Source organism: Streptomyces liliifuscus, from assembly GCF_016598615.1.
GTDB lineage: Bacteria > Actinomycetota > Actinomycetes > Streptomycetales > Streptomycetaceae > Streptomyces > Streptomyces liliifuscus.
On sequence record NZ_CP066831.1, the window covers coordinates 2,370,686 to 2,386,727 of the forward strand.

Sequence of the window (16,042 nt, forward strand, 5' to 3'; positions counted from 1 at the left end):
CCGCCGAAACGCGAACCGCCCGACCGCCGAGGGGAGGCGCACACCACCAAGCGGCACCGAGCCCTCGTCCGCCGTGCGCCAACTTCCCCCGGCACGACCCGTGCACGCTTCTTGTGGGGTGCCTGAGAGCCCAAGTAGCGTCTGTGGCGCGCACGTTGGACGTGGGATGTCCAGATGTCCAGACGTATCCAGATGTCCAGACGCATGAAGGGCAGGTCGCACCATGCCGTCAAGCATTCGCGCACGTCTCAGATCCACTGCTCGCGCACGACTCGGCTCCACCCTCACAGCTGTTCTCACCGCGACCGCGCTGCTCGGGCTGCCGAGCACCGCGCACGCCCAACCGGCCGACGGGCCCGCCCAATCCGTCGGATCCGCGAAGTCCACCGCGACCACCGCGTCATCCGCGGCCACCGCTCCCACCGGGTTCGAGCAGCAGGTGCTCTTCAAAGCCTCCCAGGATCCCGGTTACGCCTGCTACCGCATCCCCGCCGTCGTGAAGACCACGAAGGGCACGCTGCTCGCGTTCGCCGAGGGCCGGGTGAACGACTGCAGCGACGCCGGCGACATAGACATCGTGCTCAAGCGCTCCACCGACGGCGGCCGTACCTGGAGCCCGCTCCAGGTCGTCAACGAGGGCGCGGGCGACACGCACGGCAACCCCGCCCCGATCGTGGACCGCGAGACCGGCCGCGTCGTGCTGGCGGAGACGTACAACACGGGCCGTACGGACGGCCGCAACTGCGATGTGCCGTGCGACCGCACCCCGCACATGCAGCACAGCGACGACGACGGCCGCACCTGGTCCGAGCCGCGCGACCTCAGCGACGAGATCCTGCCCGCCCACTGGAACTCCTGGTACGCGACCGGTCCCGTCCACGGCATCCAGCTGACCCGGGGCAGGCACGCGGGCCGGCTGGTCTTCGGCGTCAACACCGAGACGTGGAACGGCAGCCGGGTCACGGCCAACCATGCCGCGCTCATCGTCAGCGACGACGGCGGCGACCACTGGCGGATCGGGGCGACGGACTCGTGGCCGATCGCGGACGACGGCACGTTCCGGCAGAAGCCGTCCGAGATGACGATGACCGAGAGCGCCGACGGGACGATCCTGGTCAGCGGCCGCGAGCAGGACGGCACCGATCTCGGGCACCGCACCCAGGCGTTCAGCCGTGACGGCGGCAACAGCTTCACCTCGCCCTTCCGTGCGCTCCCCGACCTCTACACGCCCCAGGTGCAGGGCTCCACGCTGCGCCTTGGCAACCGGATCCTGCTCGCCTGCCCCGGCGACCCGGACCGCCGCCGCACGATGATGGTCCGCTCCTCCTACGACGGCGGGCGCACCTGGGACAGCGTGGACCGCGGCACGGTGGTCACGACGGACTGGTCCGGCTACTCGGACATGGTGGGCATCGGCGGCAGCACGGTGGGCCTGATGTACGAGGGCGGGGCGATAGACGCGCGCGACGAGATCCGGTTCGCGCGGTTCACCGAGGACTGGCTGCAGCCCCGCCGCGGCCCGGACCCGACCACCGTCGACCGTGCCCCGCGCGCACCCCGCGCGGCGGTCCTCGGCGGGGCCGGGGAGACGGACGGCGTGTTCGGCGGCGCCCTCGAGTTCGACGGCACCGACGACGCCGTACGCCTGCCCTACCGCGACCGACTCCCGCTCGGGGCGAAGGACTTCACCGCGTCCCTCTGGTTCCGCTACACCGCCACCACCGGTGAGCAGCCCCTGCTGTGGATGGGTGGGGTCGGCGGCACCCAGCCGCAGGTGTGGCTGCGCGGCGAACCCGCGAGCGGTCGCCTCCAGGGGCTGATCACCGTGCGGGACGGCGCGAGCGCTCCGCGTTCCGCGTCCGTGCGCACGACCGGCGCGTACAACGACGGCCAGTGGCACCATCTGGCGCTGCGCCGCGGCGGTGGACAGCTCACGCTGTTCGTCGACGGGACCTCGGTCGGCACCGCGGACGTGCCGGGTTCCGTGAGCCGCAACGCGCCGTTCGGCGTGCACATCGGGCAGAAGCTGGACAGCCGGGCGCACTTCACCGGCGCGATCGACGACGTACGGGTCTACGACCGGGCGCTGAGCGACGCCGAGTTGACCGACGTCCGCACGACGAACGCGCCTGTGACCCGGGACACCGTGCTGTGGCTGCCCATGGACCGGGTGAGCGGCAGCCACTAACGTCCCGGGCGTGCCCGACGACGCACGAGCACGACAGCGCACGGGGACCGGGCTGGGCCTGCTCCTGGCCCTGGTCCTCGGCGCCGTGCTGCTCACCGCCCTCCCGGGGGACGACGACCGGGAGGGCTCCTGCCAGGCCCGTACGGTCACGTCCTGGGCCGCGGACCGGGACCTCACGGGCGAGTTCGCGCGGTACGGGGACGACGCCTCTCGGGCCGACGACTGGACCGGCGGCGACGGCACGCACTCGGTGCGGCTGCCGGACGGCCGGGTGCTGTGGCTGTTCTCGGACACGTATCTCGGCCAGGTGTACCGCCCTCCCAACCCGGCGGGCGAGTCCTACGCGTGGCGGGACACCACCGCGCCCCTGGTGCGCAACTCGGCCGTGGTCATGGACGACGGCCGTCTCCAACGGACACTCCCGGCGCCGCTGTTCGCGGACCCGGCGCCCGGTCAGTGGCGCTGGCCGGTGGCCGCCCGGGTCGAGCCCCGCTCCCCCGGCTCGTCCGAGCAGGTCGTACGGGTCGTGCTGTGGACCCGTACGACCGGCACGTACCCCTGGATCTACGGGGTGCCGACGGCCACCGAGGTGGCCACGCTCTCGCTGCCCGACCTGCGGCTCGAAGGCATCGTGCGCGTCCTCGACCAGCAGCGGGTCCAGGACCCGGCGAAGCGGGTGCTGTTCGGCACGACCGCGCTGACCGACGACGGGGACTGGACGTACGTCTTCGGCGGCGACGACGCGCGGGCGGCCGCCCAGCCGGCGTCCAAGGCCTACGTCGCGCGAGTCCCCCGGGGCCGCCTGGCGGACCCCGGCGCGTGGCGGTACTGGGACGGCAAGCGGTGGACCATCCCCTCGCTCATGAAGCCCGTGCTGGGCGACGGCGGGCGCAAGGGGGTGGGCAGTGCCTTCACGGTCGCCCGCGACGGGGGCACGTATGTGCTGTTCACGATGGCGGCGGGCGCCGAGGGGCTGACGACCGTCACCTCGTACTGGGCGTGCTCCCCCACCGGGCCCTGGCACGGGCCGGGCAAGGGCTTCAGCCCGCCGCTGCCGGAGCAGCGGGCGGGCGTGGCCGCGTACAACCCGCAGCTCCATCCGACGGTGAGCCGGGGCAGGCTCGTGCTCAGCTACGACGTCAACTGGCTGGACGCGAGCGGCGGGGTCACGGCGCAGGCGAACCTCAGCCGGAACGTGTCCCTGTACCGACCGCGATTCGTGACTCTGCGGCTGGGGCCGGGGTGACGGGCTGCTCGGCCTCCGGGTCGCGCGAGCGGCGTTTGGCGATGACCGCGCAGACCATGAGCTGCATCTGGTGGAAGAGCATGAGCGGCAGGACGGCCAGCGAGGCATGGGCGCCGAACAGCACGCTCGCCATGGGCAGTCCGGACGCCAGGGACTTCTTCGACCCGGCGAACTGGATGGCGATGCGGTCCTCGCGGTTGAAGCCCAGTGCCTTCGAGCCGTACCAGGTGATCGCCAGCATCACGGCGAGCAGCACGGCCTCGACGGCGAGCAGGCCGCCCAGGCGCAGCGGGCTGACCTGGTGCCAGATGCCCTGCACCATGCCCTCGCTGAACGCGGTGTAGACGACCAGGAGAATCGAGCCGCGGTCGACGTACCCGAGGACCTTCTTGTGGCGGCTGATGAAGCCGCCTATCCATCGCCTCAGCAACTGCCCCGCCAGGAACGGCACGAGCAGCTGGAGCACGATCTTGAGAAGCGAGTCCGCGGAGAAGCCACCTCCGCTGCCGCCGAGGAGTGCCGCGGCGAGCAGCGGGGTGAGCACGATGCCCACGAGGGAGGAGAAGGAGCCCGCGCAGATCGCCGCCGGAACGTTGCCGCGCGCCATCGAGGTGAAGGCGATCGAGGACTGGACCGTCGACGGGACCAGGGTCAGGAAGAGCAGACCGGTGTAGAGCGAGTGGTTCAGGATCACCGGTTCCAGACCACGAGCCGCCAGCCCGAGCAGCGGGAACAGTACGAACGTACAGGCCAGGACCGTGATGTGGAGCCGCCAGTGCCGTACGCCGTCCATCGCCTCACGGGTGGACAGGCGGGCCCCGTAGAGGAAGAAGAGGAAGGCGATCGCCGCGGTGGAGGCGCCGGACGCGACATCGGCTCCGGTCCCCCGGGCGGGCAGAAGGGCGGCGAGCCCCACCGTCCCGAGCAGCAGCAGGATGTACGGGTCGATCGGCAGCCAGGACGGCCACTTCAGGCGTTTCACGGTGCTCCGTTGCTCAGTCGGTTCAGTGCGGTGGTGCAGTGCTGGGTCGTGCCCTCTCCATCGTCCTCCTCGGACCCTTGATCGGGAATCCGTCATACCACTCTGACTGTCATCACGAATCGCGATAGCCTGAGAGGTGTGTACGACCCTTCACAGCTGCGTACGTTCCTGGCGGTGGCCCAGACGCTGAGCTTCACGCAGGCGGCCCGGCGGCTCGGGCTGCGCCAGTCCACGGTCAGCCAGCATGTGCGGCGTCTGGAGGACACCGCCGGGCGGCAGCTCTTCACGCGGGACACCCACTCAGTGGAGCTGACGGAGGACGGCGAGGCCATGCTCGGCTTCGCGCGCCGGATCCTGGAGGCGCACGAGCAGGCGGCGGCCTTCTTCACGGGGACGCGACTGCGCGGCCGCCTGCGTTTCGGCGCCTCGGAGGACTTCGTCCTCACCCGCCTCACCGAGATCCTGGAGGGCTTCCGTCACGAGCACCCGGAGGTCGACCTGGAGCTGACGGTCGAGCTCTCGGGCACCCTGCACGAGCAACTCGCCGACGGAAAGCTCGACCTGGTGCTGGCCAAGCGCCGCCCCGAGGACCCGCGCGGCGAACTGGTCTGGCACGACCGCCTGGTCTGGATCGGCGCGGAGCGGCTCCGCCTGGACCCCGAGCGTCCGGTGCCGCTGATCGTGTACCCGCCGCCGGGCATCACCCGCGCCCTGGCCCTGGAGGCGCTGGAACGCCAGGGCCGCGCCTGGCGCATCGCCTGCACCAGCGGCAGCCTCAACGGCCTCATCGCGGCCGCCCGGGCGGGCCTCGGCGTCATGGCCCACTCCCGCGGCCTCGTCCCACCGGGCCTGGTCCGCGTCCCCGACCGCGTCGGCCTCCCCGAACTGGGCGAGGTCGACTTCGTCCTCGTGCACGCCAAACGCCACACGGCGGCCAAGAGCGCGGCGGACGCGTTGGCGTCGTCGATCCTGGCGGGCGGCGACAGACTGCACCGATCTCGCTGAGTCCCGGGGGCGCCCGTAAGGGGCGCGGGGAACTGCGCGACAAGCCACAACGAACCCGCGGCCGACAACGCACCCCCGCGAAGCGCTAACGCGTCCGCTGCTGATACGTCAGCTGCTTGACCCGCCGCAAGAACGGCGACGTCTCCACATGCTGCACCCCATCAAGCCGCCCAAGCTTCCCACTCACATACGCATAGAGCGCGGCGGTATCCCGCGCGACAACGGTGGCGACCAGATTCGACGGCCCCGCCGTAGCCGCCGCATGCGCGATCTCCTCGTGTTCGGCGAGCGCACTCCCCACCGCGTCCATCGCCCCCGGCGCCGCCGTGATCCACAGGATGGCCCCGACGGAGAACCCGACCAGCGCGGTGTCGTACTCGATGTCGACGAACAGCGCACCGGAGCCGAGCAGTTGACCGAGCCGCCGTTTGACGGCGGACTCCGAGCGCCCGGCGGCCCGCTGCAACTCCGGGTACGTGGCACGGCCGTCCCGTTCGAGGGCTGAGACCAGCGGCTCGTCCTCGGCGGTGATCCGCGCGGGCCCGGCATCGGGAACCGGCGCCGGACGCAACGCGGCGACCTGCTCACCGGTGAGCGGCCCGTGCTTGACCAGCCAGCCCACCGGGCCGCCGAAGAACGTGTGCAGCAGCTGGAAGGCCCGGATCTCCACGATGTGCGGTGTGCGCGGAAGCTTGCCGAGCAGCAGGTCGTCCTGGTCGCCCGCGGTACGCGGCCGGGTCATGCACACGACCTCCGTACCGCCCGAGGTGAGGCCGATCCAGGCCGTGTCGGGGCGGCGCGCCAGGGCGTTCGCGATGGTCTCCGCCCCGTCCGGCGCGCAGCGCAGCCGCAGGATCCAGTCCTCCCGGCCGAGCTTCCTGTTGTTGCGCACGGCGACGACCCGCAGACCGCCCTCGGAGAGCAGCCTGCGGTAGCGGCGGGCCACGGTCTGGTCCGAGACACCGAGGACGGCGGCGATCCGGCTGAAGGGGGCGCGTCCGTCGACCTCCAGGGCGTGGAGGAGTTCCACGTCGAGCGCGTCGAAAGTGGTGGATTCCATCGGTGGACCGCATTCCCGTGTCGATATCCGGCGTCGTTTCGTCGCCGATCACCTGGATCGTCCGGCGGCATCTCATCGTACGAGGAAGGCAGGACTCGGTACGCCCGGCGCGTGCCGTGGGACGACGAGGAGTTGTTGAGGATGCGTACATGGGGACCGCTCACGGCGGTCTGTCTGGGCACGTTCATGCTGCTGCTGGACGTGACGATCGTGATCGTGGCGCTGCCCGACATCGCGCGGGCGCTGGACGCCTCGCTGAGCGATCTGCAGTGGGTCGTCGACGGGTACGCGCTCGCGCTGGCCGCGCTGTTGCTCGCCGCGGGCGCGGCGGCCGACGTGCTGGGCCGGCGGCGGGTGCATGTGGTGGGCGTCGTGCTGTTCGCGGCGGCCTCGCTGTGGTGCGGGCTCGCGTCCGGGCCCGGGATGCTGATGGCGGCGCGTGCGGTGCAGGGGGTGGGCGCGGCCGCGATGTTCGCGACGACGCTGCCGCTCCTCGGCTCGGTGTACCAGGGACGGCAGCGGTCGGCGGCGCTCGGTGTGTGGGGCGCGGTGAGCGGTTCCGCGGCCGCGGTCGGGCCGCTGGTCGGCGGGCTGCTCGCCGAGGGGCCCGGCTGGCGGTGGATCTTCTTCGTCAACCTGCCGGTGAGCGTGGCCTCGGTGTGGCTGACCCTGCGGGTGGTGCCCGAATCGCGCGGCCCGCGGGAGATGCGGGTCGACTGGGCGGGTACGGCGACGTTCGCGTGCTTCGCGGCGGCGACGACGTACGCGACGGTGCGGGCGGGTTCGGACGGCTGGACGTCGACGACCACCGTCGTGTCGTACGGGCTGGCGGCGCTGTCGCTGTTCTGCTTCGTCCTTGTCGAGCGGCGGGCCGCCCATCCGCTGCTCGAACTCGCACTGCTGCGCAGGCCGGCGTTCGTGGGTGTGATGCTGGGGGCGCTGGCCTTCAACGCGGCGGCGTTCGGCGTGATCCCGTATCTCTCGATCTGGCTGCAGACGCTGCAGGGGATGAGCCCGGTGCGGGGCGGGCTCGTGCTGCTGCCGCTGACCGGGGCCTCGGTCGTGGCGTCGGTGCTAGTCGGCAAGCTGCTGCACGGCGTCCCGGCGCGGATCACCGTCGGCGGCGGGCTGCTGCTGATCGGGGCCGGCATGTTCTGTCAGGCGGTGCTCGACGCGGGCGCGACCTGGACGGTCCTCGTGCCGGGTCTGGTCCTCGTGGGCCTCGGTACGGGGCTGGTGGCGCCGACACTCGCGGGCGCCGCGCTGGCCACCGTGCGGCCCGAACGCGCCGGCATGGCGGGCGGCGCGGTCAACACGTCCCGGCAGCTCGGGTACGCGCTCGGTGTCGCCGTCTTCGGCACGGTCGTCACGTCCCGGATGCGGGACACCCTCCCGCGCGAGGCCGCACACACCCTCGCGGGCGGCGGCGCGGAAGCCCTGCGAGGCGCTTTCTCCCCCCACACCCTGAACGCGGCCTTCACCTCGGGCCTGAACACGGCGGCCGTGGTGGCGGGCGTGACGGGAACGCTGGCGGGTGCGCTGATCCTGGTGCTCGTGCGCGCACCTCGCCCACGCCAGGGACCACCACTGGACAGCCCGGCCCCGGCGGACAGGGTCCCTGCACCGCACCTCTGACCTGGCCCGACGCCCTTGGGGCAGCCCCGCAGGGGCGCCCCAAGGGGCGCGGGGAACTGCGCGCTCAGCCCGTACGAACCCGCACTTCACCACGACAAGCACCCCCACCACCCGCCCGGCCCAGCCGGCGCAGCGAACCGGTAAGTGGCTCGTACAGATTCCGTGGAGATTACGGGTCCGAAACTTACGGAAGAGTAAGGATTCTGTCCCGGCCTCCCCCCTTGTGGCCGTATTTCAACGGTTGACCAGTGCGTACACCCGCCCTCACACCGATTCGGCGCCCCTCCCGCCGCGGGGCATGGTGGGGTAGCTTTCACGGCGCTGTGGAGCACCACAAGGAGCGGGGATTGCGCGAGTTCACCAACCCTCCCCTGGCGTCGGCACCGCCGGTGGGCGGTCTGGCCGATGCCGTGTTCGAACATGCCCAGGAGGATCCGCTCTACATCGCGCTCGGCCGCAAGGACGACCAGGGCCAGTGGCGCGATGTGACGTCCGCCGAGTTCCGGGACGAGGTCCTGGCGCTGGCCAAGGGTTTGCTGGCGCACGGCATCCGGTTCGGCGACCGGGTCGCGATCATGTCCCGTACGCGCTACGAGTGGACGCTCTTCGACTTCGCGCTGTGGTCGATCGGCGCACAGGTCGTGCCCGTCTACCCCACCTCGTCCGCCGAGCAGGTCTTCTGGATGCTGCACGACGCGCAGGTGTCGGCCGCGATGGTGGAGCACGAGGACCACGCGATGACCATCGCCACGGTCATCGACCGGCTGCCGACACTGCACAAGCTGTGGCAGCTGGACACGGGCGCGGTGCAGGAGCTGTACGAGGCCGGTGGCCACATCGACGACGAGGTGGTGCACCGGCACCGGCGGGCCGTCACGCCCGAGTCGACGGCGACGATCATCTACACGTCCGGAACGACCGGCCGCCCCAAGGGCTGTGTCCTCTCCCACGCGAACTTCATGTTCGAGTCGGACACGGTCACCGAGCGCTGGGAGCCGCTGTTCCACTCCAAGCGCGGTGACCAGGCGGCCACCCTGCTGTTCCTGCCGCTCGCGCACGTCTTCGGGCGGATGGTGCAGGTCGCGGCGATCCGCGGGCGGGTCAAATTCGGCCATCAGCCACAGCTGAACGCGGCGGCCCTGCTGCCGGATCTGGCCGCTTTCCAGCCGACGTTCTTCCTCGCGGTGCCGTACATCTTCGAGAAGGTCTTCAACGCGGCGCGCAGGAAGGCGGAGCGGGAGGGCAGGGCGGGCCCGTTCGAGAAGGCCGTCGAGGTCGCCGTGCGCTACGCGGACGCGGCGGAGGCGAAGGCGTGGGGCATCGGCCCCGGGCCCTCGGCGGCGCTCCGGGTGCAGCACCAGCTGTTCGACAAGCTCGTCTACTCCAAGATCCGTGCCGCGATGGGCGGTCGCGTCAAGCACGCGATGTCCGGCGGCTCGGCGATGGACCGGCGGCTCGGGCTGTTCTTCGCGGGCGCCGGCGTGCAGATCTACGAGGGGTACGGGCTCACCGAGTCCACGGCGGCCGCGACCGCCAACCCGCCCGAGCGCACCCGGTACGGCACCGTCGGGCAGCCCATCCCGGGCACGACCGTGCACATCGCGGACGACGGCGAGATCTGGCTGAGCGGCTCCAACGTCTTCCAGGGCTATCTCAACGACCCGAAGGCCACCGACGCGACCCTGCACGACGGCTGGCTCGCCACCGGTGACCTAGGCGCGCTCGACGAGGACGGCTATCTCACCATCACCGGGCGCAAGAAGGAGATCCTGGTGACCTCCGGCGGCAAGAGCGTCTCGCCGGGGATCCTGGAGGAGCGGGTGCGCGACCATCCGCTGGTCGCGCAGTGCATCGTCGTCGGCAACGACCGGCCGTACATCGCGGCGCTCGTCACCCTCGACGGGGAGGCCGTCGATCACTGGCTGCAGATGCGGGACAAGCCCCAGCTGACTCCGTCGGAGCTGGTCCGGGACCCCGACCTGGAGACCGAGGTGCGGCGCGCCGTGGTCGCCGCGAACACCCTCGTCTCCCAGGCCGAGTCGATCCGCACGTTCCGGATACTGGCCCACCAGTTCACCGAGGAACACGGCCTGCTGACCCCCTCCCTGAAACTGAAGCGCAAGGCGATCGAAAACGCCTACAGCGCGGAGGTCGAGGCCCTTTATCGGGCCTGACGGCCGATACGCGCCGGGCGACCGCGGTTCATCTGTGAGCTGCGGGTTGCGTGTGGCTGATCGCGCAGTTCCCCGCGCCCCTGAAGGGGCACGCCTCAGCCCGACCACTTCTGATGGTTCGTCAGGTATCGATGCGTCAGATATTGACGGGTCGTCAGATCGCACGGATTATTTCGGTCACCCGACGGAGGGGGACCGACCGTGTCGCGACCGACCCGTACCATCGCCGCCGCGGTGGCCGTAACCGCACTTCTACTGGCGAGCGCCTGCAACTCCGCTTCCACCACAGGGAGTTCGGAGGCCGAGGATTCCGTACGCGGAGTCTCCGACACCTCCGTCAAGGTGGGCGGCATCGTCTCGATGACCACCGCCAGCGGGTACTCGAAGAAGGACACCGACCTCGGGGCCAGGGCCCGCTTCCACCGCGCCAACACCGAAGGCGGGGTGAACGGACGGAAGATCGACTACCTGGGCGCCGAGGACGACGGCCAGGATCCGGCCAAGAACCTCACGGCGGCCCGCAAACTCGTCCAGCAGGACAAGGTGTTCGCGATCGCGCCCATGAGTTCGACGACGTTCTCCGGCGCGGACTTCCTGCAGAAGCAGAAGGTGCCGACCTTCGGCTGGGGCACGCTGCCGTCCTTCTGCGGGCCCACGTACATCTACGGTTTCGGCGGCTGCATGGTGCCGATGCCCGGTGGCACCATCTCGCAGACCTGGCCCGAGGGCCTCAAAAAGGTGCTGGGCGGTTCGGCGGGCAGGAGTGTGGCGATCCTCGCCAACGACAGTGACGCCGGGACGTTCGCGATCCGCACGTACAAGCAGAGCTTCGCGTCGGCCGGATTCAAGGTGACGTTCGCGAAGCCGTCGGTGCCCGCGACCTCCGTGCCGAACGACTGGTCGGCGTACACGAAGGAGATCCTGCGGAGCAACGGCGGCAAGGCACCGGACGCGATCGTCTCGGTGATGCAGACCCCGTACAACATCGGCCTGTTCACGGCGATCAAGCGCACGGGGTACACCGGGCTGCTCACCGATCCGACCGACTACGACCCCGGGCTGCTCGCGAAGAGCGCGACGAAGAAGGCGCTCGACGGGGTGCACGTCCTGCTGTCGTTCCAGCCGTTCGAGCAGGACAGCCCGGCGATGACGCAGTTCAAGGAGGACATCAGGAAGGCGGCCGGCAAGGACGTGCCTCTGAACATGCACATGATGACCGGCTATATGTCGGCCGATCTCTTCCTCGCGATCGCCGAGAAGGCCGGCAAGGACCTGACGGTGGCGTCCTTCCAGAAGGCGGCGGACGGGTTCACGGACACCGGCACGATGGTCGGCGACCGGGCGGAGCCCAAGGGGCAGAAGGAGTCGTTCGGCTGCGGGGCGCTCGTCCAGCTCAAGGACGGGAAGTACGTCGTCTCGTCGCCCTTCAGGTGCTATCCGCCGATCCCCTTCAAGTAGGCACGACTCCACGTAGGCGCGGCTTCACGTAGGCACGACTTCAAGTGGGCGCGGCCGAAGGCGACTTGACGACTCGGGGATTTGGGGATTTGGGGATTTGGGGACTCGGTATGGCGGACCTTCTCGGATTCGTACTGAGCGGACTGGTGTCGGGTGCGCTGTACGCGCTGCTCGCCACCGGTCTCGTGCTCTCCTACTCGGCCTCGGGCCTCTTCAACTTCGCCCACGGCGCGACCGCCTACCTCTGCGCGCTCGTCTTCTACGAGCTGCACTCGGGCTTCGGCTGGCCCGCCGTGCCGACGGCCGTGCTGCTGGTCTGTGTGGCGGCACCCGCGCTCGGCTGGGGACTCGACCGGCTGATGTTCCGCAAGCTGGCGCGGGTCGGTGAGACGGCCCAGATCGTCGCCACCATCGGGCTGTTGGTGGCGCTGCCCGCGCTCGGGCTGTGGATCGTCGAGCTGCTGGAGGACGCGGGCGCGTCGGTGAAACCGGCCGAGAACCAGTTCGGGCTGCCCGGTGTCGGGCCGAGTCCGGCGAAGTCCTGGCAGCTGACGGACGGTGTGGGGATCGACTCGGACCAGCTGATCACCTGGGTCGCGACCGCGGTGGTGGCCGTCGGACTCTGGATCCTGATGCGGCACACCCCGCTGGGGCTGAAGCTCAGGGCGGCCGTCGACGACCGTTCGCTGGTGGAGCTGCGCGGGCTGAGCGCGGACCGGCTGTCGTCGATCGCGTGGATGCTGTCGTCGGGGCTCGCGGGCCTGGCGGGCGTCCTGGCCACCCCTCTGCTCGGCCTGTCGGCCCACGACTTCACGCTCTTCCTCTTCGTCTCGGCGACTGCCGCGGTGCTCGGCCGTTTCGTCTCCGTCCCGTTGGCGTTCGCGGGCGGGCTCGGGCTCGGGGTGCTGCAGAACCTGGTCGCCGGGTACGCGGACTTCGCCGAGCGGATCACCGGCTTCCGAACCGCCGTACCGTTCCTGATCCTCTTCGCCGGTCTGCTCCTGCTGACCAGGCGCAGCCGTACGGCGGGGACGGCGGCCGTGGACGCGCCGCCGGTCGACTATCTGGCGGGCCGGTCCCGGCTTCGGCGGTGGGGACCGTGGGCGGCTGCCGCCGTGCTGCTGGCAGCGGCCTTCTACACGGTGACGACCCCCTTCTGGAGCGGCATCCTCGCCCAAGGGCTCGCCCTGTCCCTGGTGTTCGTCTCCTTCACGGTGGTGACGGGGCTCGGCGCAATGGTGTCGCTGGCGCAGGCGACGTTCGTGACCGGGGCGGCGCTGGTGGCTGGGCTGCTGATGAGTCATGGCTGGCCGTTCGTGGCCGCGGCGGCCGTGGGTACGTGCGCGGCGGCCGTGCTCGGTGCCCTGGTGGCGCTTCCGGCGCTGCGGCTCGGCGGACGCTCGCTCGCCCTCGCGACCCTCGCGCTCGCCTTCCTGGCTGACCAAGTCCTTTTCCAGATCGGCTGGTTGAGGAACGGCGACACCGGTTGGTCGATCCCCCGGCCGGTCTTCGGTCCGGTGGATCTGAACGACGACCGGGCGTTCGGCGTCGCGCTGCTCGTGCTGGTCACCGCCGCCGTCGCCGCGCTCAGCGCACTGCGCGGCTCACCGTCCGGGCGGGCCATGCTCGCGGTGCGCTCGGCGCCCGCGGCGGCGATGGCCTCCGGGGTGTCGGTCGTCCGCACCAAGCTGGTCCTGTTCACCCTGTCGGCCGGGCTCGCGGGCTTCGGCGGCGTGATGTACGCGTCCTACAACACCCGTGTCACCGCTACCGACTTCACCGCGATGACAGGACTGATCTGGCTCGCGGTGGTCGTCGCGGCGGGCCTGCGGCGCCCGCAGTTCGCGGTCGTGGCCGGGCTCGTCTACGCCCTCGTACCGCACCTCGTCTCCGACTACGTCACCGAGTCCGTCCACCTCCCGGTGATCCTCTTCGGCCTCGCGGGCCTGGCCCTGGCGAACGACCCGGACGGGTACTGCGCCGCGGTGTCGGTACGGGTGCATCGGAGGCGGTTGGCGCGCGGGGGGCCGGCCGGGGCCGGGTCGAGTGCCATGGCCGGGGCAGAGGGAGGCGCCGTAGCTGGGGCCGGAGCGAAGTCACGGCCGGCGAGTGGTGTGACGGGCGTCGAGCCCGAATCGGGGACTGGCATGGCGGGAGGTCCGGTCGAGGCGCGGAGCGGCAACGGGGCGGGGGTGTCCGGGGCGCCGGGTGGGAGCCCGGCCGACGCGTTGCGCGTGCCGGGCGAGAGCCCTGTCGGCGCGTCCCAAGCCCCGAGCGGGGGGCCGGTCGGCGTCGCCCAAGTCGGTACCCCGCTCACAGTGTCCCCCTCCCCCGCCGAACCGCCCGCCCTCGAACTCCGCGCCGTCCGTGCCGGATACGACGGCGCGCCCGTGCTGCACGGGGTGGACCTCGCCGTGCACCCAGGCGAGATCGTCGCGCTCCTCGGCCCGAACGGGGCCGGGAAATCGACGACGTGCCGTGTCGCGGCGGGCCTGGTCGGTCCGCTCGGCGGCCAGGTGTACGTGGCCGGGCGCGACGCCACCCGCGAGGGAGCCGTACGCCGGTCGCGGGCCGGGGTGGTCCTGGCACCGGAGGGGCGGGGCATCTTCCCGGCGCTCACCATCGAGGAGAACCTCGCCCTGTATCTGCGGGAGAAGGACCAACGCGAGGCCGTGTACGAGCGGTTCCCCGGCCTCGCCGGACGACGCGGCGTGCCCGCAGGCTCCCTCTCCGGCGGCGAACAGCAGATGCTCGCCCTCGCGCCGCTCCTCCAACGCCCCCCGAAGGTCCTGATCGCGGACGAGCCGTCCCTCGGCCTCGCCCCGCGCATCGTCGAGGAGGTGTTCCGCCTCCTCACCGAACTCCGCGACACCGGAACGGCGTTGCTCCTGGTCGAGGAGAAGGCGACCGAGGCACTGGGGGTCGCGGACACGGTCGCGTACCTCGCGCAGGGGCGGGTGACGTGGTGCGGTCCCCGGGCATCCGTGGAGACGGCCCGGCTGACGGAGGCGTATCTGGGCCTGGCGGCGGGGCCCGAAGCGGGTGCGGGTCCCGAAGCCGGGTCCGAGGCCGGTCAAGCCCCGGGTTCCGAGGCCGAACCCGGGCCTACCCCGAGTTCGGGGGCCGAGGCCGAGCCCGCCCCGAGTCCGGAGGCCGAAGCTGGCCCCGCACCGAGTTCGCAGGCCGAGGCCGAGCCCGCCCCGAGTCCGGAGGCCGAAGCTGGCCCCGCACCGAGTTCGCAGGCCGAGGCCCGGCCCGCCCCGAGTCCGGAGGCCGAAGCTGGCCCCGCCCCGGGTTCGCAGGCCGAGGCCCGGCCCGCCCCGAGTTCGGAGGCCCAAGCCGAACCCAGCCCCGGCCCCGATCCCGATCCCGATCCCGATCCCGGTTCCGGTGCCGATCCAGGCCCCGCGTCCCCCGTGAATCCGACGATCCCGTCCCAGACCCGGGGAGGGGTCCGGCCATGAGTAGCACCCCCGAGCACCCCGAGCACCTCGAACACCCCGTGCCGCCCGCCCTCCAGGCCACCAGCATCGGCGTCCGCTTCGGTGGCATCCGGGCGCTCGACGACGTGAGCCTCACCCTCCGGCCCGGGGAGATCTGTGGGCTCATCGGCCCCAACGGCGCGGGAAAGACGACCCTCTTCGACGTGCTCTCCGGCATCCGGCGCCCGGACGAGGGCCGGGTCCGTCTCGACGGAACGGACGTCACCCGACGCTCCCCCGTATGGCGCGCCCGCCACGGTATGCGCCGCACCTTCCAGCGCCAGCAGCTGTTCGGCCAGCTCACCGTGGCCGACAATCTGGTCGTGGCCCAGGAGTGGCGCGGCGGCGGAGGCGGGCTCGCGGCAGATCTGCTGGCGTCCCCGACTCGGCGTACGTACGAGCGGGACCGCCGCGCCCGGGCGGCCACCGTCCTGCGCACCTGCGGGCTCGACGACCTCGGTGAGACCTACGCCGGTGCCCTGCCGGTGGGCCGGGCCCGCATGGTCGAGCTGGCGCGGGCGGTCGCGGACCCGCCCAGGGTGCTGCTGCTGGACGAGCCCGCGTCCGGGATGACCGCCGACGAACGCCGTCAACTGTCGTCCGTCGTACGCCGACTCTCCGAGGAGGAAGGCTGTGCCGTCCTCCTCGTCGAGCACAACGTCGCCTTCGTCATGGAACTGTCGGCCCGGGTCGTCGTACTGGACCTGGGCCGCGTCCTCGCGGAGGGCACCCCCGCCGAAGTACACGCGGACCGGCGGGTGAGGGACGCGTACCTGGGCACGACCACGAACTGACGGCCCGCGCCGGCCACT

10 protein-coding genes are annotated in these 16,042 nt (G+C 71.5%); 8 read left to right on the top strand and 2 right to left on the bottom strand.

The genetic code is table 11. From position 1 onward, the window contains the following. The first annotated feature begins 223 nt into the window (after positions 1 to 223). Positions 224 to 2,188: a sialidase family protein gene (locus tag JEQ17_RS10105; RefSeq protein ID WP_200394923.1), complete on the top strand. Its 1,965-nt coding sequence runs from the start codon at positions 224 to 226 to the stop codon at positions 2,186 to 2,188. Between the two features lie 10 nt (positions 2,189 to 2,198). Further along, complete coding sequence (locus JEQ17_RS10110; protein ID WP_200394924.1) at positions 2,199 to 3,434, top strand: DUF4185 domain-containing protein; 1,236 nt, start codon at positions 2,199 to 2,201, stop codon at positions 3,432 to 3,434. Here JEQ17_RS10110 and JEQ17_RS10115 read toward each other — a convergent pair. After that, on the bottom strand, positions 3,373 to 4,416 hold the full coding sequence (locus JEQ17_RS10115) for a bile acid:sodium symporter family protein (RefSeq protein ID WP_234048139.1): 1,044 nt from the start codon (positions 4,414 to 4,416) through the stop codon (positions 3,373 to 3,375). The two genes, JEQ17_RS10110 and JEQ17_RS10115, sit on opposite strands and share 62 nt — an antisense overlap. A gap of 138 nt (positions 4,417 to 4,554) precedes the next feature. On the opposite strand from JEQ17_RS10115, the gene JEQ17_RS10120 reads away from it, so the two are divergent. After that, on the top strand, positions 4,555 to 5,421 hold the full coding sequence (locus tag JEQ17_RS10120) for a LysR substrate-binding domain-containing protein (protein ID WP_200394926.1): 867 nt from the start codon (positions 4,555 to 4,557) through the stop codon (positions 5,419 to 5,421). An 85-nt stretch (positions 5,422 to 5,506) separates the two neighbouring features. Here the strand turns inward: JEQ17_RS10120 and JEQ17_RS10125 are convergent, their stop codons facing one another. After that, entirely contained in the window at positions 5,507 to 6,481 is a 975-nt protein-coding gene (locus JEQ17_RS10125) for an Lrp/AsnC family transcriptional regulator (RefSeq protein WP_200394927.1), read from the bottom strand. A gap of 141 nt (positions 6,482 to 6,622) precedes the next feature. On the opposite strand from JEQ17_RS10125, the gene JEQ17_RS10130 reads away from it, so the two are divergent. The 5 genes from JEQ17_RS10130 to JEQ17_RS10150 all read left to right on the top strand — a co-directional run bounded on the left by JEQ17_RS10130 (position 6,623) and on the right by JEQ17_RS10150 (position 16,024). After that, positions 6,623 to 8,116 (top strand): MFS transporter, encoded by a 1,494-nt coding sequence (locus JEQ17_RS10130; protein ID WP_200394928.1) that lies wholly within the window; start codon positions 6,623 to 6,625, stop codon positions 8,114 to 8,116. Positions 8,117 to 8,463: 347 nt separating this feature from the next. Beyond that, the gene (locus JEQ17_RS10135; protein WP_200394929.1) at positions 8,464 to 10,290 is read left to right on the top strand and encodes an AMP-dependent synthetase/ligase; all 1,827 of its coding nucleotides are present in this window, start codon (positions 8,464 to 8,466) and stop codon (positions 10,288 to 10,290) included. Between the two features lie 201 nt (positions 10,291 to 10,491). Beyond that, positions 10,492 to 11,748 (top strand): ABC transporter substrate-binding protein, encoded by a 1,257-nt coding sequence (locus JEQ17_RS10140; protein WP_200394930.1) that lies wholly within the window; start codon positions 10,492 to 10,494, stop codon positions 11,746 to 11,748. Between the two features lie 110 nt (positions 11,749 to 11,858). Further along, on the top strand, positions 11,859 to 15,212 hold the full coding sequence (locus JEQ17_RS10145; protein WP_234048140.1) for an ABC transporter permease subunit: 3,354 nt from the start codon (positions 11,859 to 11,861) through the stop codon (positions 15,210 to 15,212). Further along, positions 15,209 to 16,024: an ABC transporter ATP-binding protein gene (locus JEQ17_RS10150; protein WP_200394931.1), complete on the top strand. Its 816-nt coding sequence runs from the start codon at positions 15,209 to 15,211 to the stop codon at positions 16,022 to 16,024. The genes JEQ17_RS10145 and JEQ17_RS10150 overlap by 4 nt, the downstream gene beginning before the upstream one ends. Positions 16,025 to 16,042: the final 18 nt, after the last annotated feature.